This window comes from Pseudonocardia sp. Ae150A_Ps1 (assembly GCF_001932315.1).
Taxonomy (GTDB): domain Bacteria; phylum Actinomycetota; class Actinomycetes; order Mycobacteriales; family Pseudonocardiaceae; genus Pseudonocardia.
The window spans coordinates 3,768,670-3,790,930 of sequence record NZ_MCIJ01000001.1 but is presented as its reverse complement, the minus strand read 5'-3'; the positions used below and the strand labels follow the sequence as shown (position 1 = coordinate 3,790,930).

Genomic DNA, 22,261 nt, shown 5'->3' with positions numbered 1-22,261 from the left:
CGCAGGACCGTCATGACCAGCCCCACCGCCCCCGTCCCCGACTCCCCCGCACCCGAGCCCGAGTTCCTGGTCGCCGACGACGTCGCCGTCGACGGCGCGCACGGCCCGCTGCTCGGCGGGACCTCCCTCCGTGCGACGCCCGGCGGGGTCCTGCTCGTCGCCGGCACCCCCGGGTCCGGGCACACCGCGCTGGCCCTGTGCCTGGCCGGCCGGATGCGGCCGACCCGCGGACGGATCACCCTCGGCGGCGACGACGATCCCGCCCGGCTGCGGCGCGCGGTCGCCGTCGTCGACACCCCGGGGGTGAGCGAGCCCGAGCCGGTGCTGCCGCTGCGCACCGTCGTCGGCGAGGAGCTGGCGATGGCCGGTCGCGGGACCCGGCCCCGGTCGGTGGTCGCGTGGCTTGCCGCCCGCGGTGCGGAGCAGTGGGCCCGGACCCGGTTCGAGGACGTCCCGGCCCCGGTGCGGATCGCGCTGACCACCGAGCTCGCCGCGTCCCGGCCCGGCACCGCGGCGCTCGTCCTGACCGCGCCCGACCGGCACGGCGGCACTCCCGTCACCTGGTGGCAGGTCGCGGCCGAGCACGCACGTGCGGGACTCGCGGTCATCGTGACCTGCACCGATGCGTCCGCCGCTCTGCTGGGCGTGCCCGCCGTGCGACTGGGCGGCGGGCAGGCCGGGCCACACCACGAACCGCCGGGGCGGCACACGCGACCTGCCGCCCCGGCCACCCTCCTCGACGCCACGGAGCAGAGCCGATGAGCGCGATCCGGATGGCCGTCAGCGAGCTCCGGCGGATCACCGCGGGCCGGCTCCCCGTGCTCGCCGTCCTCGCGCTGCTGCTGATCCCGATGCTGTACGCGGGGTTCTACCTCTACGCCAACGGCGACCCCTACTCCCGGCTCGACAAGGTCCCCGCCGCGCTCGTCGTCGAGGACACCGGCGGCACCGACGCCGACGGCAACCCGCAGAACGTCGGCGAGGAGGTCGCGAGGAACCTGGAGGAGTCCGGTTCGTTCGACTTCCACCGGGTCTCCGCCGCCGACGCCGACCGCGGCGTCCGCGACAACGACTACACCTTCGCCCTGACGGTTCCGGCCGACTTCACCGCGGCGCTGCGGTCCTCCTCGGACTTCACGCCCCGCCAGGCCATGCTGGTGCTGACCACCAACGACGCCAACAACTACCTGGCCCGCACCATCGCCGACACGCTCACGACCCGGGTCCGGGACTCGGTGGCCCAGCAGGTCGGCACCGAGGCCGCGGACACCTTCCTCACCGGCTTCTCGACGATCTACACGAAGACCCAGGAGGCCGCCGACGGGGCCGGGCGGCTCGCCGACGGCGCGACCCGGGCCCACGACGGCGCCGCGCAGCTCGCGAGCGGGTCCGACGACCTGGCGTCGGGCCAGCGCCGGCTGCTCGGCGGGGCGCAGCAGCTCGCGGGCGGTGCCGGCGAGCTCTCGTCCGGGGCCGGGACCCTCGCCACCGGCGCCGGGACCGCGGCCGCCGGTGCCGACCGGCTCGGCTCCGGCGCCGGTGAGCTGGCGACCGGGCTCGGCACGTTGCGGGACGCGACCGCGCAGCTGCCCCGGCAGTCCCGGGAGCTCGCGGACGGCGCCCGCCAGGTCGCGGACGGCAACGCGCAGGTCGCCGCGGCCGGTGACCGGGTCGCGCAGGAGAGCGGACGGCTGGCCGCCCAGCTCGACGCCGCCGACGGCACCATCGCGGCCGGCCTGCGCGAGCGCGGCTTCACCGACGAGCAGGTCCGGCAGGCCCTGGCCGTGCTCGCCGACGCGAAGCAACCGCTCGAACAGGGCAACGAGCGCGTCCAGGAGGTCTCCGGGCAGCTCGACCGGCTCGGGTCGGGAGCGGGCCGGGTCGCCGACGGCGCCGAACGGCTCGCCGCCTCCGCACCGCAGCTGAGCTCCGGGATCGCGAGCGCCGCCGACGGCGCCGCCGAGCTGCGGGACGGCGCGTCCGAGCTGTCCGGCGGCGTCCGGGAACTCTCCGACGGCGCCGGCAGGCTCTCGGCCGGGGCGACCGAGCTGCGGACCGGGGCGGACACCCTCGTCGACGGCGAGCGCACCGCCGTCGACGGCAGCGACAGGCTCTCCGACGGCGCCCACCGGCTCGACACGGGCACCGCCGAGCTGGCCGGCGGCGCCGGGCAGCTGCGCGACGGCCTGAACTCCGGGCTCGGGCAGATCCCGAACCCCGCGCCGGACGTCCGCGACGCCACCGCGCAGAACATCGGCGACCCGGTCGCCACCCGCGACGTCGCCCACTCCCAGGCCGACACCTACGGCGCCGGGCTCGCCCCGTTCTTCATGGCCCTGGCCACCTGGATCGGCGGCTACGTGCTGTTCCTGCTGCTGCAGCCGCTGTCCCGGCGGGCGATCGCGGCCGGTCAGAGCCCGCTGCGGGTGGCGCTGGGCGGCTGGCTCCCGGCCGGGCTGCTCGGGATGCTGCAGGTGGCGGGGATGTACGTGATCGTCGTCTTCGGACTCGGCATCGCACCGGTGCACCCGCTCGCCACGTTCGGCTTCCTGTGCCTGGTCTCGCTGACGTTCACGGCGATCGTGCACGCCCTCAACGCCTGGCTGGGCAGCGTCGGGCAGTTCATCGGCCTGGTTCTGATGGTGCTGCAACTGGTCTCGGCCGGCGGCACGTTCCCCTGGCAGACCATCCCGGCCCCGCTGTACCCGGTGCACCACGTGATGCCGATGGGCTACGCCGTCGACGCGCTGCGGCACCTCATGTACGGCGGCGAGCTGGCCGGGGTGGTCGGGACCGCGGTGCCGGTGCTGCTCGGCTGGCTGCTGCTCGCCGTCGCCGTCGCGGCGCTGGCGGCACGCCGGCAGCGGGTCTGGACGCCGGCGGCCGTGAAACCGGAGCTCGTGCTGTGACCCGCGCTCAGACCCAGGCGCGCAGCCGTTCCAGGGCCCCGGTGATGCCCTCGGACGTGCCCGCGCAGGAGAACCGCACGTAGTTCCCGCCGTCGACGGGATCGAAGTCCTGCCCGGGCGCGACGGCGATCCCGGTCTCGTCGAGCAGCCGGTAGGTGAGCGCCATCGAGTCCTCGCCGGGCCGCAGCAGGTGCGCGACGTCGGCGTAGACGTAGAACCCGCCGTCGGCGGGGGCGAGCCGGTCGATCCCGATCGCGGGCAGCCCGGCGAGGAGCAGGTCGCGGTTGTGGCCGTAGCGGACGACGTGGGCGTCGGCCTCGGCGTAGCTCGCCGCGTCGAACGCGGCCAGCGCCGCGTGCTGCGGCAGCGCAGGCGGGCAGACCGTGAAGTTCCCGGCGAGCCCCTCGACGGTGCGGCGCAGCCGCGGCGGACACACCAGCCAGCCGAGCCGCCAGCCCGTCATCGAGAAGTACTTCGAGAACGAGTTCACCAGCACCGCCTCGCGCGAGGTCTCCCACGCCGACGTCGTCGCCGGGCTCCCGGGGAACGTGATGCCGTGGTAGATCTCGTCGCTGATCAGCTGGATCCCGCGCTCCTCGCAGTACCGCGCGAGGGCGGCGAGCTCGCCGGGCTCGAGGATCGTGCCGGTGGGGTTCGCCGGGCTCGCGAGGACCAGCCCCTTCACCGGCTCGTCGAGCTCCTCCAGCATCTGCACGGTCGGCTGGAACCGGGTCTCCGGCCCGCACGGCAGCTCGACGACCTCGCAGCCGAGCGCGGACAGGATGTTGCGGTAGCAGGGGTAACCGGGCCGGGCCATCGCGACGCGGTCCCCGGCGTCGAAGGCGGCCAGGAAGGCCAGCAGGAACCCGCCGGAGGAGCCGGTCGTCAGCACGACGTCACCCGGGTCGACGTCGAGTCCGCGGGTGCGGTGGTAGTGCCCGGCGACGGCCTCGCGCAGCTCGGCGATGCCGGGGGCGACGGTGTAGCCGAGGACCTCGGAGTTCAGTGCCTCGACCGCGGCGGTCCGCACCGGCTCGGGGGCCGGGGTGGACGGCTGCCCGGCGGAGAGGTTGATCAGGTCGCCGTGGGTGCGGGCCCGCTCCGCGGCGGCCGCCCAGACGTCCATGACGTGGAACGGGGCGACGGCGGCGCGGGCCACGACGGTCAGCTGGGCGGCGGTCGGTCCGGTCACGGGACCGAGCGTAGGTGGCGCGGGTCCGCGCGCCCAGCCGGGAGCCCAGGGCCGGACGCGCGGGGATCCGGCGCGCGCCGGGCCCGACACCTCGCCGCCGAGTCGAGGGTTCCGGGCCCGGTCGTCACGTACCGGTGTGCGGATCGCGATCCGCACGGCGCGGGCTCAGTGCCCGCGCGACGTCACTCGGCCTCGAAGCCCAGCGCGTCGACGACGGCGCCCACCTGGGCGTCGGTGTCGGCGACGGTGTCGTCGATGTACTCGGCGACCGGGGTCAGCTCGGCGGCCTGGGCCGAACCGGTGAACGCCAGGGTGGCGAGCGGCGCGACGACAGCGGCACCCACGAGGGTCAGGGCGCGACGACGACGGGCCGGCTGGGGAGCGTTGGCCATGATGGATCCTCCTGTGTCTCAGGGGCACCGGCTGTGCCCCTGTGAGACATGACGATTGCGCGCCGGACGGGCACGATCAAACCCAAGTGTCCGGTTTTACCTCGTCTTCAAGATCTCTCTACACGGTTGCGGACAACAGGACCGGCGCCGCCGAAGATCACCAGGTCACTCCGCGTACTGGGCCGTTAGGACCAACATCACTGGGCCATACGGAGGTAATCCTGGAGAAACATTCAGCCCTTCGCGGTCGGGATCCGGACCTCTCCGCGCTCGGCCCGGAGGCCGATGTCGGTCCGGTGGTGCGACGCCGCGAGGCGCACCGGCTCCAGCCGCGCGTACGCGTCGGCGCGCGCCGCGGCCAGGTCCGCGCCCGTGCCGACGACGGACAGCACCCGCCCGCCGGACGAGACGACCGCGCCGTCGTCGCGGCGCCGGGTGCCCGCGTGCAGCACGCCCTCGCCGTCGCCACCGGTGATCACGTCACCGAGGCGCGGGGTGGCCGGGTAGCCCTCGGCCGCGACGACGACGGTCACCGCCGAGCCATCGGACCACTCGAGCGGTGGCTGGTCGGCGAGCGTGCCGGTGGCCGTCGCGTGCAGCAGCCCGGCCAGCGGGGTGCGCAGCAGCGCCAGCACGGCCTGGGTCTCCGGGTCACCGAACCGGCAGTTGAACTCGATCACGGCGGGGCCCTGCGAGGTGAGGGCGAGCCCGGCGTAGAGCAGCCCCGAGAAGGGCGCCCCGCGGTTCTCGAGCTCCGCGGCGACCGGCCGGACGACGCGCTCCACCAGCTCGGCGGCCAGGTCGTCGCCCGCCCACGGCAGCGGGCAGTAGGCGCCCATGCCGCCCGTGTTCGGGCCGGTGTCGTCGTCGCCGACCCGCTTGAAGTCCTGCGCCGGAAGCAGCGGGACCACGGTGGTGCCGTCGACGAGGCAGAACAGCGACGCCTCCGGCCCGTCGAGGAACGACTCGAGCAGGGCCGGGTGGCCGGCGTCGAGCAGGCCGAGCGCGTGGGCGCGGGCGATCTCGACGTCCTCGGACACGACGACGCCCTTGCCGGCGGCCAGGCCGTCGTCCTTCACGACGTAGGGCGGGGTGAACACGCCCAGCGCGGTGTCGAGGTGGGCCGGGTTGTCGACCACGACCGAGGACGCCGTCGGGACGCCCGCGGAGCTCATCACCGACTTCGCGAAGGCCTTGGACCCCTCGATCCGGGCCGCTTCCCTCCCGGGCCCGAAGCAGGGGATGCCGGCCGCCCGCACCGCGTCGGCGGCGCCGTTGACCAACGGCACCTCCGGCCCGATGACGACCAGGTCGGCCTGCCAGGTCCGCGCGACCGACACGACGGCGTCGTTGTCGGACACGTCCAGACCCAGCTGCTCCGAGACGGCAGCTGTCCCCGCGTTGCCGGGGGCGCAGGCCAGGGCCGTCACCCCCGGATCCTGCGCCAAGGACACCGCGATGGCGTGCTCACGCGCGCCGTTACCCACGACCAGGACTCGCACGGTGGTCGAGCGTATCCGCGCACGTCCGGGGCGGGGCAACCGGCACCGGCCCCGGCGCGGGAGGCGCCACCCGTCCGTGTCAGGGTGCGCGTCGTGCCCGACACCGATGCGACGGTTCCGGACCGCACCCCCACCACCGCGGGCGCCCGCCCGGTGGTCATCGCACACCGCGGGACCTCGGGGAACCGGCCCGAGCACACGCTGGCCGCCTACGAGCTCGCCGCGCGGGTCGGCGCCGACTACCTGGAGACCGACGTCGTCCCCACCCGGGACGGGCACCTGGTCTGCCGGCACGAGCCCGGGATCGGCGGGACCACCGACGTCGCGGCCCGGCCCGAGTTCGCCGGGCGACGCACCCGGCGGACGATCGACGGCGAGGTCCACGAGGGCTGGTTCACCCACGACTTCACCCTCGCCGAGCTGCGGACGCTCCGCGCCGTCGAGCGGCTCCCGGGCGAGCGGCCCGGCAACCGGGTCTACGACGCCCGGTTCGCCGTCCCCACCCTCGCCGAGCTGCTGGACCTGCGGGAGCGGCTGTCCCGGGAGCTCGGGCGCGAGATCGGCGTCTACCCGGAGATCAAGCACTCCACCCACCACGCCGGCATCGGGCTGCCTGCCGAGCCGCTGCTCGTCGACGCGCTCGACGGCGCCGGGCTGAACCGGCCGGACGCCCCGGTGTACGTGCAGTCGTTCGAGGTGACGAACCTGCGGTGGCTGCGCGGCAGGCTGCGGGTGCCGCTGGTCCAGCTCACCGACGTCACCGGCGGGCCGGCGGACCTGCCGGACCGGAGCTGGACGTCGATCACCTCGCCCGACGGGCTGCGCGAGGTCGCGACCTACGCCGACGCCGTCGGGCCGGCGAAGGCCCAGGTCGTCCCGGCCGGGCCGGACGGGGCGCTCGGGCCGCCGGCGTCGCTGGTCGCCGACGCGCACGCGGCCGGGCTGCTGGTGCACCCGTACACGTTCCGGAACGAGAACGCCTTCCTGCCGCCCGCGCTGCGCTCCGGCGGGCCGGCCTCGGCCTGGGGTGACGTGTTCGCCGAGTACGACGCCTTCCTCGACGCCGGCGTCGACGGCCTGTTCTCCGACCACCCGGACACCGCGATCGCCGCGCTGTCGTTCAGGCGGGGCGGTCGCGGGTCGAGCGCTCCAGATGGGCCCCGATCAGCGCACTGACGTGGGTCGGCCGCTCCTCCTGCGGGAAGTGCCCGGTGGCCGGCAGTGCGTGGTGGACGAACCCCGCCCCGGCGCGGCGGGCGGTCCGGCGCATCGTCGTGTCCAGGACGCACGGGTCGTCGGCCCCGTGCACCTGCAGCACCGGGACACCGACCGGGCCGGCGACGTCGCGGGCGAACCGGTGGCCGTCCGGGCGGAACTGGGAGCGCAGCGACCAGCGGTAGTACTCCAGGCTGCAGTGCGCGACGGTCGAGATCCGGATCGCCTCACGGTTGCGCGCGACGGTCTCCGCGAAGTCCTCGGTGGACGTCCAGTCGAGACCCGCCCAGTCACGCATGATCCGCTCCACCCGGTCCGGGCCGCGCAGCGAGCGCTCCGGCAGCCGCGGGAGCTGGAACCCCGCCATGTACCGGCTCGCCCGGCCCTGGCCGAGCGGATCGCGCAGGAGCGCGTCCCGCATCGTCGTCGGGTGCGGGGCGCCCAGCACGGTCAGCGACGCCACCAGCCGCGGGTGCAGCGCGGCGACCGTCCAGGCGATGGCGGCGCCCCAGTCGTGGCCGACCACGTGGGCCCGCCGCTCCCCCAGCGCCCGGACCAGCCCGGCACAGTCACCGGCAAGGGTCCACAGGTCGTAGCCGCGTGGGGTCTTGTCGGTGTCGCCGTAGCCCCGCAGGTCGGGCGCGACGGCGCGGTACCCGGCGTCGCCGAGCGCGAGCAGCTGGTGGCGCCAGGTCCACCAGAACTCGGGGAACCCGTGCAGCAGGACGACCAGCGGGCCGTCCGGCGGGCCGTGCTCGGCGAGGTGGATCCGGATGCCGTTGGCCGAGACCGCCCGGTGCGTCCACGGCCCGGGGATCCGGACGACGGACGGGTCCGGGGCACCGGCCACGGTCGCGGCTCAGCCCGCGGCGGAGTGCCGTCCGGACGGACCGTCGGACAGCTCACGCACGTTGTCGCCCTTGCCCCGCTGGGTGAGCACCTGCGCGGAGTCCTTCAGCGAGTCGATCGTGCGCTCCGGCTTGCGGATCTTCCGGACCCGCAGGTAGCCGAGGAACCCGAACAGCCCGGCGGTGAGCAGCATGACCAGGAAGGTGATCCCGAACCCGGCCGCGCGGTTCAGCCACAGCGACAGGAACTCGGCGAGGGTGAAGAACAGGTAGAACAGGCTGAACAGCCCGATCGCCGCGGCGATCACGAAGAAGACGCTGCCCTGGACGCCCTTCTTGACCTCCGCCGACACCTCGGCCTTGGCGAGCTCCACCTCGGACCGCACCAGGGTGGACAGGTGGGTCGTCACGTCCTTGGCGAGCGCGCCGAGCGACGCGTCACGCGGACCCGGCTCGGGAGTGAGCGGGATCGAGGGCAGGACGGGCGGAACCTCCGCGTCGCCGGACTGGCTGTTGCTGGCCACCGTCATCCCTCCTGCGCCCTCGCCGACCGGGGCTGTAGTCCCCCGGACGGCCGTCGTTCGGTGAGTCGCCATCGTGCCACGGGAACCCCGGGCGCGCTCGGCTGCGCCACGCCGTCCCCGACCGGAGGATCAGCCCTCACTCGTCCGGACGCCCGCGGAGCTTCTTGATCTGTCCCCGTCGTGTCTTCGCGTCCAGCCTGCGGCGCCTCGATCCCGCCGTCGGACGGGTGGGGCGGCGCGTGCGCGGGCCCGCGGCCGTCGCCTCGCCGAGGACGCCGGCGAGCCGCTGCCGCGCCGCCTCCCGGTTCCGGAGCTGGCTGCGGTGCTCGGCGGCGGTGATCGTCAGAACGCCGTCGACCAGCCGGCCGCCCAGCCGTCGCAGTGCGCGGTCCCGCAGGTCCTCCGGGACGCTCGGCGAGCCCGCGACGTCGAACGACAGCTCCACCCGCGAGTCGGTCGTGTTCACGCCCTGCCCGCCCGGACCGGACGCACGGGAGAACCGCCAGCGCAGCTCCCACTCGGGTACGACGAACCCGCGCCGCACCTGCACCCCGCCGTCGTCCACGCCCCCAGTGTGCCGGGAACGCGACGGCCCCCGGACGCGCGTCGCGTCCGGGGGCCGTCGTGGCGTCACGTCGCCGGGGTCACTCCTCCTTGGAGTCCTTCATCCCGGTGGAGATCAGGTCCATGACCGAGGAGTCGGCCAGCGTCGAGACGTCGCCGACCTCCCGGTTCTCCGCCACGTCGCGCAGCAGCCGGCGCATGATCTTGCCGGACCGGGTCTTCGGGAGCTCCTCGACGACCATGATCTGGCGCGGCTTCGCGATCGGGCCGATCTCCTTGGAGACGTGGTCGCGCAGCGCCTTGATCGCGTCGTCGCCGCCGTCCTTCGCGGCGCTGCCGCGCAGGATGACGAACGCGACGATGCCCTGGCCGGTGGTCTCGTCGGACGCGCCGACGACGGCCGCCTCGGCCACCGTCGGGTGGCTGACCAGCGCCGACTCCACCTCGGTGGTGGAGATGCGGTGGCCGGAGACGTTCATGACGTCGTCGACGCGGCCGAGCAGCCAGATGGCGCCGTCCTCGTCGTACTTGGCGCCGTCGCCCGCGAAGTAGTAGCCCTGCTCGGCGAACCGCGACCAGTAGGTGTCCTTGTAGCGCTCGGTGTCGCCCCAGATGCCGCGCAGCATCGCCGGCCACGGCTTGTCGAGCACCAGGTAGCCGCCCTCGCCGTTGCCGACCGGGGTACCGGAGTCGTCGACGACGGTGGCCGAGATGCCCGGCAGCGACCGCATGGCCGAGCCCGGCTTGGTCGAGGTGACGCCCGGCAGCGGGGCGATCATCTGGGCACCGGTCTCGGTCTGCCACCAGGTGTCGACGATCGGGCAGCGCTCGCCGCCGATCTTCTCCCGGAACCACATCCAGGCCTCCGGGTTGATCGGCTCACCGACCGTGCCGAGGACCTTCAGCGACGACAGGTCGTACTTCGCGGGGATGTCGTCGCCCCACTTCATGAACGTGCGGATCAGGGTGGGGGCGGTGTAGTAGATCGAGACGCCGTACTTCTGGACGATCTCCCAGTGCCGGCCCTCGTGCGGGGTGTTCGGCGTGCCCTCGTAGACGACCTGGGTGGCGCCGTTGGCGAGCGGGCCGTAGACGATGTAGCTGTGCCCGGTGACCCAGCCGATGTCGGCGGTGCACCAGTAGACGCTCTCGCCCGGCTTGTGGTCGAACACCACGTTGTGGGTGTACGCGGCCTGCGCCAGGTAGCCGCCGGACGTGTGCAGGATGCCCTTCGGCTTCCCGGTGGTGCCCGAGGTGTAGAGGATGAACAGCGGGTGCTCGGAGTCGAAGGACCCCGGGGTGTGCTGGTCGGAGGCCGCGTCGACGACGTCGTGCCACCAGACGTCGCGGCCCTCGGTCCACGGGACCTCGGTCTCGGTCCGCCTGACGACGAGGACCTTCTCGATCGAGGTGCCCTCGACGGCCTGGTCGGTGTTCTCCTTCATCGGGGCGGGCTTGCCCCGGCGGTACTGGCCGTCCGAGGTGATGAGGACCTTCGCCTCGGCGTCCTCGATGCGGGCCTTCAGCGCGCCCGGCGAGAACCCGCCGAAGACGACGCTGTGCAGCGCACCCAGCCGGGCGCAGGCCAGCATGGAGACGACGGCCTCGGGGATCATCGGCAGCTGGATCGCGACCCGGTCACCCTTGCCGACGCCCAGCTCCGCGAGCGCGTTCGCGGCCTTCGAGACCTCGGCCTTGAGGTCGGCGTAGGTGATGGTGCGGCTGTCGCCCGGCTCGCCCTCCCAGTGGATCGCGACCCGGTCGCCGTTGCCCTCGTCGACGTGCCGGTCGGCGCAGTTGTAGGCGACGTTCAGCTCGCCGCCGACGAACCACTTCGCGAACGGCGGCTGCCAGTCGAGGACGGTGTCCCACTTCTTCGTCCAGTGCAGACGGTCGGCCTGCTCGGCCCAGAAGCCCTCGCGGTCGGCATCGGCACGGTCGTACCACTCGGCGGTGGCGTTGGCCTGGGCGGCGAAGTCCTCCGGCGGCGGGAACGTCCGGCTCTCGGTGGACAGTGCGCTCAGGGCGCTGCTCTTCTCGGACTCGGCCATGTCCTCGTGTCCTCCTCGACGCGGCGTGAAACGGGCCTGGGATCGGCCAGAGGCGCACTCGGTGTGCGCGCACGTGTGCGGACCGACACTAGTGAAACCGCCCTGCCTCCGCACCGTCTGTCGGGACAGGTGAGGGATCACGGACCCGGCCGGCCCCACCATCGGTGCAGGTCGGCCCGGGTCGCCCGGCGGGGTGGCCCCGGGACGCATCAGCGAGGGCGCGGACCGGCGGCCGACGAGCGGTCGATCTGCGGGTGACGAACGGTTCACCCGTCCGGTTCCGCCCCTGGCCGGGGGGCGGGGCGACGGGTCGCTACCCGACGGTAGGCCACCGGTTGGGACGATGACGGCATGGCCCGCACCTCCACCGACGATCCGCTCGCCCCGCTCGCGGCGCTGCCCGGCGTGCCCGAGGCGGTCGCCCGGGCCCGGGACGCGACGACCGAGGTGCACAACCAGCCGGTGAACCGGCGCGGCTGGCCGACGACGGCGGCCGAGGCGGCACTGCGTGCGGCCCGGTCGTCGGCGGCGCTGGACGGCGCGCCGCTGAGCCCGGCGACGGCCGACCACGTGTCCGACCCGGTGCTGGCCGGCGCGGTCCGCATCGCCGACGAGCGCGCCCGGCTCCTCGAGGTGTGGGGGCGGGCGCCGCTGCAGGCACTGGCCCGGCTGCACGTGCTCGCGGCCACCGACCTGGTGCCGGCGGCCGAGCACGAGGCGGTGCTGGGCCGCCCCCGACCGGGTGCGTCGGCGCGGCTCTCCGCGCTCGCCGACCTGATCGGCGGCGGGACGACCGCGCCGGCCCCGGTGCTGGTGGCGGTGGTCCACGGGGAGCTGCTGACCCTCCGCCCGTTCGGCACGGCCGACGGTGTCGTCGCGCGCGCGGCGGCCCGGTTGACGGCGATGTCGTCGGGGCTCGACCCGCGCGGGCTCTCGGTGCCGGAGGTCGGCTTCCTCCGCAGGCCGTCCGAGTACCGGGCTGCGGCCGAGGCGTTCGCCACCGGCACGGCCGACGGGCTCGCCCGCTGGATCGCCCACACCTGCGACGAGTGGGAGGCCGGGGGCCGCGAGGGCCTGTCGATCGCGGCGGCGCAGTCCGGCTGAGTCGGGCCGGACCGCCGGACCGCAGCCACCGCGAACGAGAGCCGGGCGGCGCCCCTGTCGTGGAGCACCGCCCGGCCCGACGCGAGGTCCGGCTCCCTGGCGTGCACTACGTGTCGTGGTTGGTGGCCTCGGCGCCCGGCGTCCCGGAACGCAGGCCCACGACGACATGCCTCCCGCGGCGTGCTCGGCGTGGGAGTGCTCGGGTCTCGCGTACGGAGCCCGGCCCGGGGAGACGGGCTCTTCTCCTCCGAACCGCCCCTGGCCTGACCGGGGTCCGTGACGTCGTTCCTAGTCCCGCGGGTGTGAGGCGGGCAACCCTCGCGAAGGGGTGCACCGGTTCAGCAGCGGTGGGTGATCGGGAGCGGCGGCCGTCCGTGCCGGTCCGACGCCCGGACGGCGGTCGCGCCGGCTCCTCTCCGATGATCCGGGTCCGCGCGGTCAGCGGGTCCGGCGCCACGCGACGACCCCGGCGGCGACCGCCGCGACCACCCCGCCGGCGGCGAGTACGACCGGCGTGGCCGCCGTCCTCGTGCGGGCGTCGACACCGATGCGGTCGGACACGGCGTCACGCAGCCGGAACAACCGGTCCCGCCGTGACGCAGCCCGGACGAACGCGAGCACCGGCCAGCCGCGCTCCCGGGCGATCGCGCGCAGCTCCCGGTCCGGGTTCACGACGTACGGGTGCCCGACCACCTCGAGCAGCGGCAGGTCGGTGACGGAGTCGGTGTAGGCCGCGCACCGGGCGAGGTCGAGGCCGGACTCCGCGGCGATCTCCCGGGCCGCGCGGGCCTTGCCCTCGCCGTAGCAGTAGAACTCGAGCTCACCGGCGTACCGGCCGTCCTCGACCCGCATGGTGCTGGCACGGAACCGCTCGATCCCGATCAGCCCGGCGATCGGCTCGACGACCTCCAGACCGGACGCCGACAGCAGCACGATCTCCGCGCCCTGCTCGCGGTAGCGCTCGATCATCCGGACGGCCTCCGGGTACACGAGCGGGCCGACGACCTCCTGGAGGGTCGCGGCGACGATCTCACGGACCCGGCTGACCTCCCAGCCGGTGCTGACGAGGGTCATCCGGCGGCGCAGGGTGTCCATCGTGGCGGCGTCCGCGCCGGAGAGCACCAGCAGGAGCTGCGCCCATGCGCCGCGGGCCACGGTGGCCCGGTCGACGAGCCCGTGCCGCGCGAACGTCCGGGCGAACGCCAGGGCGCTCGAACCCGCGATGAGGGTGTTGTCGAGATCGAGGAAGACGGCCTGGGGCGGCTCGGCGGCCGGGGCACCGCTCGCCTGCTCCGCGGGCGGACCGGCCGGTGTGGGGAAGGCGGACACCGGTCCAGCGTGCCGGATCGGGCAGCCCGCCCCGCGGCCGGTCGGCCGACGTCCGAGCAGGCCCGCGGCCGACTGCGGGGAGTGACCGGCCGTACGCGACCGGTCGCCCGGACGCGCTCACCGGTCGCCCGGCCGGTTCACCCGACCGGGACGTCCCACTGCGCGCGGGCCGGGACCGGTCGGCGCAGTCCACGGCCGAGGTATGGGCGTGACAGCGGGATTGCGGCTACAGTTGGGTGAGCTCGGACATGGTCCGAGCGGGTTCAGCTCGACCCCCCGGGGCTGAACCGACCGACGGCCCCCGCCAATCCCCCCTGGCGGGGGTCGTCCTCTGTGTGGCGGTCCGCTGCGCGACGCCGGTCGACCCGGACGGGTCCCGCCCCGATCCTGCCGCACCCCACCGACGGTCGCGCCGTCCCGGCCGGCGCCCGTCCACAGGGACGCCGGTCGTCCACGAGTTGTCCACAGGTACACGACTCGTCGGTCCCGTCGGGCCCGCCGGCCGCAGGCTCGACACCGGGCCCGCATCGGCGGGTCCAGGTGGAGGTGGGACCCGATGGACCGGCACTGCCTGATCGTGGCCGACGATCCCGACGTACTGGATGCGCTGCTGCGGCTCGCCGCGGCCGCCGACCTGGACGCGTTGCGCGCCGTCGACGCGGCCGACGCACGGCGGGCCTGGGCCCGCGCGCCGGTCGTGCTGCTGGACCGGGCCGGGGCCGCCCGCTGCCGCGACGCGGGCTTCCCGCGGCGCGACACCGTGGTCATCGCGGTGACCGGTGAACCGGCCGCCGAGGACTGGCGGACCGCGGTCGCGCTCGGCGCGGACCGGGTCGTGCAGCTGCCGCACGGCGAGGCCGGTCTGACCGGTCTGCTGGCCGACGCCCGGGAGCGCGCGGCCGCCGGAGGGCGGCCGGGGCGGGTGCTCGCGGTCGTCGGCGGCAGCGGCGGCGCGGGCGCGTCGGTGCTGGCCACGGCGGTGGCGGTCACGGCCGCCCGGACGGGGGCGGCGGCGCTGCTCGTCGACTGCGATCCGCTGGGCGGCGGGCTCGACCTGCTGGTCGGTCTCGAACAGGAAGCCGGTCTGCGCTGGCCGGAGCTCGCCGTCGGCGACGGCCGGGTACGGGCGGCGGCACTGCACGCGGCGCTCCCCCGGACGGTGTCCGGACGGTCGGATCTCTCGGTGCTGTCCTGTGCCCGGTCCCCGCACGGGCCCGGACCGGCGGCCGTCGGCGCGGTACTGGACGCCGGTCGCCGGGGTGGCGGCACCGTCGTCTGCGATCTGCCCCGCTACCCGACCGACGCCGCGCTCGCGGCCCTCGGCGCGGCCGACCTGACCGTGCTCGTCGTACCGGCGGCGCTGCGGGCCGGCGCCGCCGCGGCCCGGGTCGCCGACGTGCTCGCCGAGCACGCCCGGGTGGTGGAGGTCGTCGTCCGCGGCCCGTCGCCGGGTGGCATCACCCCGGACGAGGTGGCCACCTCGCTCGGGCTCCCGCTCCTGCACGCCATGCGTGCGGAGCGCGACCTCCCCGGCGCGCTCGAGCGCGGCCGCACACCCGGCGCCGGGCGCGGCGCGCTCGCCACCGCCGCCCGCGCCGTCCTCGAACGGCTCTCCGCAGTCGGCCACGAGAAGGCGGCGGCGTCGTGAACCCGCTGGTCGACCGGGTCCGAGCCCGGCTAGCGGACTCCGGCGGAGGCACCGGGCCCGCCGCCGTCGCCGCGGCCGTGCGTGCCGAGTCCGGCGGGGTCGCGTCCGATCTGGACGTGCTCGCCGCGCTGCGCACCCTGCGCGAGGAGTTCACCGGTGCCGGTCCGCTCGACGCGCTGCTGCGCGACCAGGCCACCACCGACGTGCTGGTGACCGCGCCGGACGCGGTGTGGGTCGATCGCGGCGACGGGCTCCGGCGCAGCACCGTCACGTTCCCCGACGAGGACGCCGTCCGCCGCCTCGCGCAGCGCCTGGCGCTCGCGGCCGGCCGCCGCCTCGACGACGCGAGCCCGTGCGTCGACGGCCGCCTCGCCGACGCCGGGGTGCGGCTGCACGCCGTCCTACCGCCGGTCGCCGCGGCCGGCACCGCGATCTCGTTGCGCGTGCTGCGGCCCGCGAGCCACGATCTCGCCGCGCTGCGACGGACCGGGACGCTCGACGGGGCCGGTGAGGCCCTGCTGCGCGCGATCGTCGCGGCCCGGCTCGCGGTGCTGGTCGCGGGCGGGACGGGCAGCGGCAAGACCACCGTGCTCAACGCGCTGCTGGGTGCCGTCGCCCCGGGCGAGCGCCTGATCACCGTGGAGGACGCCGAGGAGCTGCGCCCGCGGCACCCGCACGTCGTCCGCCTGGTGGCCCGGCCGCCGAACATCGAGGGATCCGGTGGCGTCGCGCTGCGCGAACTGGTCCGGCAGGCGTTGCGGATGCGGCCGGACCGGCTGGTCGTCGGCGAGGTCCGCGGCGCGGAGGTCGGGGACCTCCTGGCCGCGATGAACACCGGTCACGACGGCGGCGCCTGCACGGTGCACGCCAACTCCGTACGCGAGATCCCCGCCCGGATGCGCGCCCTCGCCGGGCTCGGCGGGATGTCCCCGGCCGCGCTCGACGGGCAGCTCGCCGCCGCCGTCCAGGTGGTGCTGCAGATGCGCCGCAGGCCGGGCACGGGCCGGGTGCTCGACGAGATCGGGGTGCTCCGCCGGCACGACGACGGCGTCCCGCAGGTCGACGCCGCCTGGTCCCGGGGAGCCGGCCCGGGCCCGGCGATGCCCGACCTGCACGCGCTGCTGCGCGAGCGCGGGATCGGTGTCCCGTGCTGACGTCGGTGCCGGCCGCCGCGTTCCCGTCCGCGCCGTCGGGCGCACGGGCCGGGCTCGCTCTCCTGTTGCTCGCCGGGGCGGTGCTCGGGCTACCGGGCTCGACGGGGCGCCGGCGGCTGCGCCGCCTGTCCGGTGCGGAACGGGCCCGGCCGCGACGACTGCCGGTCGCCGCCCTGCCCTACCTGGTCGCCGCGGGTGCGGGGTTCCTGCTGCTCGGCCCCGCGGGGGCGGTGTGCGCCTGCGGGGCCGCCTGGTTCGTCCGCCGCCGGATCGCCGCGCGGCGGGATGCGGCACGGCACGCCGGAGCCGCGGCGGAGCTGGCCGACGCGCTCGCCCGCATCACCGACGAGCTGCGCACCGGCGCCCATCCCGCGGCGGCGCTGGCCGGGCAGGCGCACGACGGTCCGCTGGCCCGCGCACTGCTCGAACCCGCCGTCGCGGCGGCCCGGATCGGGGAGCCGGTACCCGCGGCACTGCGGCGCGCCGCCGGCGGGCCGGCCGGCCGCGACGTGGAGCGGATCGCCGCGGCCTGGGAGCTGGCCGACCGCCACGGAGCGCCGCTCGCCGACCTGCTGGGCGGGCTGCTCGACGACATCCGGTGGCGGATCGCGCACGGCGCCCGGGTCCGGGCACAGCTCGCCGGGCCACGCGCCACCGCGAGCGTCCTCACCGCTCTCCCTCTGGCCGGGATCGGGCTCGGTCAGCTCATGGGCATCGCACCGCTGACGGTGCTCCGTTCCGGACTGCACGGCCCGGTCCTGCTGGCCGTCGGCGTGCTGCTGACCGCCGCCGGGACGGCCTGGTCGGACCGGATCCTGCGCGCGGCGGTGCCGTCGTGAGCGCCACGGCGCTGGGACTGATCGCCGCGGCGGTGCTCGTCTCGTCCGGCAGCCCCGCACGTGACCGTCTCCGTGCACTGCGCGGGCCCGGTCCCGACCGGCCCGCGGAACGTCCGCGCACCGCAGTGCTCGCGGTACTCGTCCCCGCCGGTGCCGCGCTGGGGTGGGTGGTGGCGGGTCCGGCCGGGGCGGTCGTCGGCACCGTCGCCGGGGGCGGGGCGCTGCTGGTCGTCCGCCGCGCGTCCGCCGCCCCGGGCGCCCGGGCCGACGAGGCCGATCTCGCCGCCGCCTGGGACCTCCTCGCCACCTGCCTCGGGGCCGGGCTGACCGTGCCGGACGCGGTCGGGGCGGCCGCCCGCAGGCTCCCCGGGTCGGCGGGGGCGGCGCTCCGCCGGGTGGCGGGACTCCTCGCACTCGGGGCCGACGCCGACGACGCCTGGTCCGCCGCGGCCGCCACTCCGGCGCTGGCCGGGTTCGCCCGGCCCGCCGGCCGGTCGGCGAGCACCGGTGCCGCACTCGGCCGGGCCGCGGCCGCAGAGGCCGGACGGCTGCGGGCCGGCCTCGCCGACCGGGCGGAGGAACGCGCCCAGCGCGCCGCCGTCCGGATCACCGCCCCGCTGGGGCTCTGCTTCCTGCCCGCCTTCCTGGTCCTCGGCATCGTGCCGGTCGTGATCGGGCTGGCCGGGGAGGCGTTCGCCCGGTGGTGACACCGGACGACGACCGGGCCCGCACGTCCGCGGGCCCCCGACGAAGGAGCACTCCGATGACCCGTTCCCTCCTGCGCACCCGCCTGGCCGCACTCGCCGTCGACGACGACGGGATGTCCACGGTGGAGTACGCGGTCGGCACCGTGGCCGCTGCCGCGTTCGCCGCCCTGCTGTACGCCATCGTCAGCGGTGGCGACGTGCTCGCCGCGCTCACCGGGATCGTGCAACGTGCGCTGTCGACGACGCTCTGACGCCCACGCCGGGCGCCGGACGGCCGCCGACCGTCCCGCCCTGTGTACCGGTGACGACGGCGCGGTCACCGTCGAGGCGGCGATGGCACTCGGCACCCTCGTGGCGGTGACGGCGGCCGCCGTCGCCGCCGTCGCCGCCGTGGCCGCCGGGGTGCGGTGCACCGACGCCGCCCGCGAGCTCGTCCGGCAGGCCGCACGCGGCGACGCCGACCGCGGGCGGGCCGCTGCGGCGGCCCTCGCACCGGGTGACGCGCAGACGGAGCTGCGGATCGAGGGCGACACGGTGATCGCGACGGTCCGGACCCGGCCGGTCGGGTTGCTGCCGCTCTCGGTGACGGGCTCCGCCGCGGCCGTCGCGGAGCCGGGGCTCACCGGTACCGGGAGTGCCGCATCGAGCGGTCCGCGTACGCCGCCGTCGGTGTCGGGGCCAGAGCCGGGGCCAGAGCCGGGGCCGGGGGACGAGACCGCCGGGGCACCCGCGGTCCCGGACCCGGCGGAAGGGGCGGCACCCCGATGACCGCCGACAGCAGCGGCCCTCGGACCCGATCCCGGTCCGGCGCCGCCCCACGCAGCGCCGGCTCACGCAGCGCCGCCCCATCCAGCACCGATCCGCTCGGCACCGATCCACACGACGCCGATCCACACAGCGCCCATCCACTCAGCACCGCAGACCGGATCCGCCACGACGACACGGGCGTCGCCTCGGTCTGGGCCGCCATCGCCGCCGCGGTGCTGCTGCTCGTCGGGGCCGTCGGGGTCGACGTCGCCGCCGCGGTCCGGGCCCGGCACGTCGCGGCCGCCGCAGCGGACCTGTCGGCACTGGCCGCCGCCGGGCGGTCGGTGGAGGGGACCGAGATCGCGTGCCGGGTGGCCGCCGATCTCGCCGCCCGCAACGGCGCCGAGGTGGCCGCGTGCCACCTCGACGGTTGGGACGCGCTGGTGGAAGCCCGGGTCCGGTGGTCGGGGCTGCTCCCGATCGGCGGTCCGGCGACCGCGCGGGCCCGGGCCGGACCGGCACCGCTCGACGACGGCACGGGTGCCGTGACACCGGCACGACGACGAGGAGAAAGTGATCATGCTCTCGGTGAGCGGTCCGCAGCACTGGGTGAACGGACGGATAACAGCGCAGCACGCCCGCATCACGTCCGGTGAGGACGAACGCCGGGTTCCGGCGCCGTTTCGTCGTCGCGACCGGACCGATCGCCGACGCCGGAGCGCCCGGGACTGGCACCCCGCGCCGCCCTGCTGCCTACTGGAGTCAGCCGCGGAGACGGGCAGGGCCCGGTCCGTCTCCGGCACAGAGACCACGCTCCCCAGGCAGCGATGGCGTCGGAGCGCATCACGCGCCCCCCTCCGACGCCGTCGCCCGTGGTTGCCGCCGGCCTGCCCACGCCCCCGACGGGCGGGCCGGCGGTGCCTCGCCGGATCCGGCGCACGCACACCCTTCGGCGTCGTCGCGACCTGCCCGCCCGCCCGGCCCCGTCGGGCAGCCGGTTCAGGCCGGCCCGCCGGCCTCCCCGAGCGCCTCCAGGACCAGGTCGAGCACCTGCACCGCACCGGTCTTGTCGAGCGGGTTGTTGCCGTTGCCGCACTTGGGCGACTGCACGCACGACGGGCAGCCGGTGCGGCACTCGCAGTCGCGTACCGCCGAGCGGGTCGCCGTGAGCCAGCGTGCCAGGACGGCGTGGCCGCGCTCGGCGAGGCCCGCGCCGCCCGGGTGCCCGTCGTGCACGAACACCGTCGGCAGCCCGGTGTCGGGGTGCAGCGCCGTGGACAGCCCGCCGATGTCCCACCGGTCGCAGATCGCGAACAGCGGGAGCAGCCCGATCGCGGCGTGCTCGGCGGCGTGCAGCGCACCGGGGAGGCGCGCCTCGTCGATCCCGGCGTCGGCCAGGGCGTCCGGTTCGATCGTGTACCAGACGGAGCGGGTGTCGAGGCTCTGCGCGGGGAGGTCGAGCGGGGTCTGGTCGAGCACCGTGCCGTCCGGGGTGCGCCGGCGGTAGCCGACCACCTGGCTGGTGACCGTGGTCGCGCCGAAGCAGACGTCCACCGGGCCGTACCGGCGGGACTCGAGCACCTCGAGCACCGTCACGTCGGACACCGACTGTGCCTCGGTCCGCCAGTCCGGCTCCTCCGGGTGCACGAGCGCGACCCCGCCGTCGAGGTCGAGCTCGTCGACCACGTAGCTCTCGCCGCGGTGCAGGTGGACCGCGCCCGGGTGCACGGTGCCCGGTGCGGACCCGCCGTCGACGGTGCCGAGCATGCGTCCGGTGGCCGCCTCGGCGATCGCGACCTGCCCGAGGCCCGACCCGCGGATGTCGACCTGGGCCGCCGGGGCGTCCCCGGTGTCCGGCCAGAACCAGCCGTGCGGGCGCCGGCGGAGCACGCCCTCCTCGACCAGCGCGTCGAGAACCTCGACCGCGGGCGCACCACCGAAGATCCCGTCGACGTCGTCGGTGGTCAGCGGGAGCTCGGCGGCCGCGCACGCGAGCTGCGGGGCGAGGACGTACGGGTTCACCGGGTTGAGCACGCAGCTCTCCACCGGGGCGCCGATCAGGGTCTGCGGATGGTGCACGAGATAGGTGTCGAGCGGGTCGTCCCGGGCCACCAGGACGACGAGCGCCTCGTCGGCCGCGCGGCCCGCCCGGCCCGCCTGCTGCCAGAACGACGCCCGGGTGCCCGGGAACCCGGCGACGACGACCGCGTCGAGCCCGGAGGTGTCGACGCCGAGCTCCAGCGCGTTCGTCGTCGCGACGCCGAGCAGCTCACCCGTCATCAGCGCTGCCTCCAGGGCCCGGCGTTCCTCGGGCAGGTAGCCGCCCCGGTAGGCCGCGACCCGGTCACCCAGCTCCGGTGCGACGTCGGCGACCTGGCGACGGGCCCCGAGCGCGGCGAGCTCCGCGGCGCGCCGGGAGCGGACGAAGGCCAGCGTCCGCGCGTCCTCCAGCACCAGGTCGGCGAGCATCCGCGCAGCCTCGCCCCCGGCGGACCGGCGGACCGGTGCCCCGTTGTCGCCGGTGATCTCGGCGAGCAGCGGCGGCTCCCAGAACGCGACGGTCCGGCCCGCGTGCGGCGACCCGTCCTCGGTGACGGCGACGACGTCGCGTCCTGTCAGGCGGGACGCGAACTCCGCGGGCCGGGCCACCGTCGCCGAGGCGAGGACGACGGTCGGGTGGGCGCCGTACCGGGCCGCGACGCGCAACAGCCGCCGCAGCAGCAACGCCACGTGCGAGCCGAACACCCCGCGGTAGGTGTGGCACTCGTCGACCACGACGAACTCCAGGCGGCGCAGGAACGTCGACCAGCGGCCGTGCCGCGGCAGCAGCGACCGGTGCACCATGTCCGGGTTCGAGAACATCCAGCGGCAGTGCCGCCGGATCCAGTCGCGCTCCTCCATCGGGGTGTCCCCGTCGAACGAGGCCGGCCGGACCCCGTCCGGGGCGATGTCGTCGAGCGCCCGCAGCTGGTCCGCGGCGAGCGCCTTGGTCGGAGCCAGGTACAGCGCGGTGGCCCGCGGGTCCTCGACGAGACGGGTCAGCACCGGCAGCTGGTAGACCAGCGACTTGCCCGAGGCCGTGCCCGTCGCGACGACGACGTCCGACCCCGCCCGCACGAGCTCCGCCCCCTCGGCCTGATGGGCCCACGGCCGGTCGACGCCGCGCCCGGCCCACCCGGAGCGGAGCACGTCCGGCGTCCAGTCCGGCCAGCCGGTGCTGCGGCCCGGGCGCGGTGGGATCCGGACGACGTGCCGCAACGGGTCGCCGGGATCGGGCTCCGCAGGGGCGCCGGGCTCCCCGGTCGCCTCCGGACCGGCACCGACCTCCGGACCGGGCTCCGGACCCGGCTCCCCCCCGCCCGGCCCGAGCCAGGTCGTGTCGGCCCGGCCCGGATCCACGCCGGAGCCCGCGAGGACGCGGCGGAGCAGCTCGACTCCGCGCTCCGACCCGTCCAGGTACTCCTCGGGGGACCCCACGACCGGCCAGGTTGGCACAGACGTTCGAATCGCGTGCCGGCGCGTCCCGGACGCGCGCC

The 22,261-nt window shown here is 76.0% G+C and carries 20 protein-coding genes; 11 read left to right on the top strand and 9 right to left on the bottom strand.

Annotation, left to right across the window (positions count from 1 at the left end; genetic code table 11):
* Positions 1-12: 12 nt before the first annotated feature.
* Positions 13-762, top strand: coding sequence for a hypothetical protein (locus Ae150APs1_RS17705; RefSeq protein WP_075302242.1), 750 nt, complete (start codon positions 13-15; stop codon positions 760-762).
* Positions 759-2,909, top strand: coding sequence for a YhgE/Pip domain-containing protein (locus tag Ae150APs1_RS17700; protein WP_075299069.1), 2,151 nt, complete (start codon positions 759-761; stop codon positions 2,907-2,909). The genes Ae150APs1_RS17705 and Ae150APs1_RS17700 overlap by 4 nt, the downstream gene beginning before the upstream one ends.
* A 7-nt stretch (positions 2,910-2,916) precedes the next feature.
* Here Ae150APs1_RS17700 and Ae150APs1_RS17695 read toward each other — a convergent pair whose 3' ends face one another.
* The 3 genes from Ae150APs1_RS17695 to purD all read right to left on the bottom strand — a co-directional run bounded on the left by Ae150APs1_RS17695 (position 2,917) and on the right by purD (position 5,995).
* Positions 2,917-4,101, bottom strand: a complete 1,185-nt coding sequence (locus tag Ae150APs1_RS17695; protein WP_212567224.1) for a pyridoxal phosphate-dependent aminotransferase — start codon at positions 4,099-4,101, stop codon at positions 2,917-2,919.
* 182 nt (positions 4,102-4,283) lie between these two features.
* Positions 4,284-4,493, bottom strand: coding sequence for a hypothetical protein (locus tag Ae150APs1_RS17690; RefSeq protein ID WP_029239161.1), 210 nt, complete (start codon positions 4,491-4,493; stop codon positions 4,284-4,286).
* A gap of 233 nt (positions 4,494-4,726) precedes the next feature.
* On the bottom strand, positions 4,727-5,995 hold the full coding sequence (purD, locus tag Ae150APs1_RS17685) for a phosphoribosylamine--glycine ligase (RefSeq protein ID WP_075299067.1): 1,269 nt from the start codon (positions 5,993-5,995) through the stop codon (positions 4,727-4,729).
* 93 nt (positions 5,996-6,088) lie between these two features.
* Between purD and Ae150APs1_RS17680 the strand changes: the two genes are divergently transcribed.
* Positions 6,089-7,171, top strand: a complete 1,083-nt coding sequence (locus tag Ae150APs1_RS17680; RefSeq protein ID WP_249266380.1) for a glycerophosphodiester phosphodiesterase — start codon at positions 6,089-6,091, stop codon at positions 7,169-7,171.
* Here Ae150APs1_RS17680 and Ae150APs1_RS17675 read toward each other — a convergent pair.
* The 4 genes from Ae150APs1_RS17675 to acs form a co-directional block, all read right to left on the bottom strand.
* On the bottom strand, positions 7,116-8,060 hold the full coding sequence (locus Ae150APs1_RS17675; RefSeq protein ID WP_010224451.1) for an alpha/beta hydrolase: 945 nt from the start codon (positions 8,058-8,060) through the stop codon (positions 7,116-7,118). The two genes, Ae150APs1_RS17680 and Ae150APs1_RS17675, sit on opposite strands and share 56 nt — an antisense overlap.
* A gap of 9 nt (positions 8,061-8,069) precedes the next feature.
* The gene (locus Ae150APs1_RS17670; protein ID WP_010224452.1) at positions 8,070-8,588 is read right to left on the bottom strand and encodes a phage holin family protein; all 519 of its coding nucleotides are present in this window, start codon (positions 8,586-8,588) and stop codon (positions 8,070-8,072) included.
* Positions 8,589-8,718: 130 nt separating this feature from the next.
* Positions 8,719-9,147, bottom strand: coding sequence for an alternative ribosome rescue aminoacyl-tRNA hydrolase ArfB (gene arfB, locus Ae150APs1_RS17665; RefSeq protein WP_075299063.1), 429 nt, complete (start codon positions 9,145-9,147; stop codon positions 8,719-8,721).
* Between the two features lie 79 nt (positions 9,148-9,226).
* Positions 9,227-11,197, bottom strand: coding sequence for an acetate--CoA ligase (gene acs / locus Ae150APs1_RS17660; RefSeq protein WP_075299061.1), 1,971 nt, complete (start codon positions 11,195-11,197; stop codon positions 9,227-9,229).
* Between the two features lie 351 nt (positions 11,198-11,548).
* Between acs and Ae150APs1_RS17655 the strand changes: the two genes are divergently transcribed.
* Positions 11,549-12,301, top strand: coding sequence for an oxidoreductase (locus tag Ae150APs1_RS17655; RefSeq protein WP_075299059.1), 753 nt, complete (start codon positions 11,549-11,551; stop codon positions 12,299-12,301).
* 438 nt (positions 12,302-12,739) lie between these two features.
* On the opposite strand, the gene Ae150APs1_RS17650 is transcribed toward Ae150APs1_RS17655, so the two are convergent.
* Complete coding sequence (locus Ae150APs1_RS17650; protein WP_010242355.1) at positions 12,740-13,630, bottom strand: HAD family hydrolase; 891 nt, start codon at positions 13,628-13,630, stop codon at positions 12,740-12,742.
* A 556-nt stretch (positions 13,631-14,186) separates the two neighbouring features.
* On the opposite strand from Ae150APs1_RS17650, the gene ssd reads away from it, so the two are divergent.
* The 7 genes from ssd (at position 14,187) to Ae150APs1_RS17615 (ending at position 19,381) form a co-directional block, all read left to right on the top strand.
* Entirely contained in the window at positions 14,187-15,278 is a 1,092-nt protein-coding gene (ssd, locus tag Ae150APs1_RS17645; protein ID WP_075299057.1) for a septum site-determining protein Ssd, read from the top strand.
* A complete protein-coding gene (locus Ae150APs1_RS17640) occupies positions 15,275-16,432 on the top strand; it encodes a TadA family conjugal transfer-associated ATPase (protein WP_075299055.1) in 1,158 nt (385 codons plus the stop codon). Before ssd ends, Ae150APs1_RS17640 begins: the two co-directional genes overlap by 4 nt.
* Entirely contained in the window at positions 16,426-17,271 is an 846-nt protein-coding gene (locus tag Ae150APs1_RS17635; protein ID WP_083680197.1) for a type II secretion system F family protein, read from the top strand. The genes Ae150APs1_RS17640 and Ae150APs1_RS17635 overlap by 7 nt, the downstream gene beginning before the upstream one ends.
* Positions 17,268-17,978, top strand: a complete 711-nt coding sequence (locus tag Ae150APs1_RS17630) for a type II secretion system F family protein (RefSeq protein ID WP_075299053.1) — start codon at positions 17,268-17,270, stop codon at positions 17,976-17,978. Before Ae150APs1_RS17635 ends, Ae150APs1_RS17630 begins: the two co-directional genes overlap by 4 nt.
* A 56-nt stretch (positions 17,979-18,034) precedes the next feature.
* Positions 18,035-18,229 (top strand): DUF4244 domain-containing protein, encoded by a 195-nt coding sequence (locus Ae150APs1_RS17625; protein ID WP_010240906.1) that lies wholly within the window; start codon positions 18,035-18,037, stop codon positions 18,227-18,229.
* An 82-nt stretch (positions 18,230-18,311) separates the two neighbouring features.
* Entirely contained in the window at positions 18,312-18,746 is a 435-nt protein-coding gene (locus Ae150APs1_RS32890) for a TadE family type IV pilus minor pilin (protein ID WP_075299051.1), read from the top strand.
* Positions 18,743-19,381: an Rv3654c family TadE-like protein gene (locus Ae150APs1_RS17615; protein WP_075299049.1), complete on the top strand. Its 639-nt coding sequence runs from the start codon at positions 18,743-18,745 to the stop codon at positions 19,379-19,381. The genes Ae150APs1_RS32890 and Ae150APs1_RS17615 overlap by 4 nt, the downstream gene beginning before the upstream one ends.
* A 343-nt stretch (positions 19,382-19,724) precedes the next feature.
* Here the strand turns inward: Ae150APs1_RS17615 and Ae150APs1_RS17610 are convergent, their stop codons facing one another.
* Positions 19,725-22,202 carry a DEAD/DEAH box helicase gene (locus tag Ae150APs1_RS17610; protein ID WP_075299047.1) on the bottom strand — a complete coding sequence of 826 codons (2,478 nt, stop codon included), beginning with the start codon at positions 22,200-22,202 and terminating at the stop codon, positions 19,725-19,727.
* Positions 22,203-22,261 lie beyond the last annotated feature (59 nt).

Excerpts from the sequence above, each read along its gene's own strand:
- Ae150APs1_RS32890 (WP_075299051.1), top strand. The coding sequence starts at position 18,312 with ATGGCACTCGGCACCCTCGTGGCGGTGACGGCGGCCGCCGTCGCCGCC.
- Ae150APs1_RS17690 (WP_029239161.1), bottom strand. The coding sequence starts at position 4,493 with ATGGCCAACGCTCCCCAGCCGGCCCGTCGTCGTCGCGCCCTGACCCTC.
- acs (WP_075299061.1), bottom strand. The coding sequence starts at position 11,197 with ATGGCCGAGTCCGAGAAGAGCAGCGCCCTGAGCGCACTGTCCACCGAG.
- Ae150APs1_RS17625 (WP_010240906.1), top strand. The coding sequence starts at position 18,035 with ATGACCCGTTCCCTCCTGCGCACCCGCCTGGCCGCACTCGCCGTCGAC.
- Ae150APs1_RS17615 (WP_075299049.1), top strand. The coding sequence starts at position 18,743 with ATGACCGCCGACAGCAGCGGCCCTCGGACCCGATCCCGGTCCGGCGCC.
- Ae150APs1_RS17700 (WP_075299069.1), top strand. The coding sequence starts at position 759 with ATGAGCGCGATCCGGATGGCCGTCAGCGAGCTCCGGCGGATCACCGCG.
- Ae150APs1_RS17705 (WP_075302242.1), top strand. The coding sequence starts at position 13 with ATGACCAGCCCCACCGCCCCCGTCCCCGACTCCCCCGCACCCGAGCCC.
- Ae150APs1_RS17655 (WP_075299059.1), top strand. The coding sequence starts at position 11,549 with ATGGCCCGCACCTCCACCGACGATCCGCTCGCCCCGCTCGCGGCGCTG.
- Ae150APs1_RS17670 (WP_010224452.1), bottom strand. The coding sequence starts at position 8,588 with ATGACGGTGGCCAGCAACAGCCAGTCCGGCGACGCGGAGGTTCCGCCC.
- ssd (WP_075299057.1), top strand. The coding sequence starts at position 14,187 with ATGGACCGGCACTGCCTGATCGTGGCCGACGATCCCGACGTACTGGAT.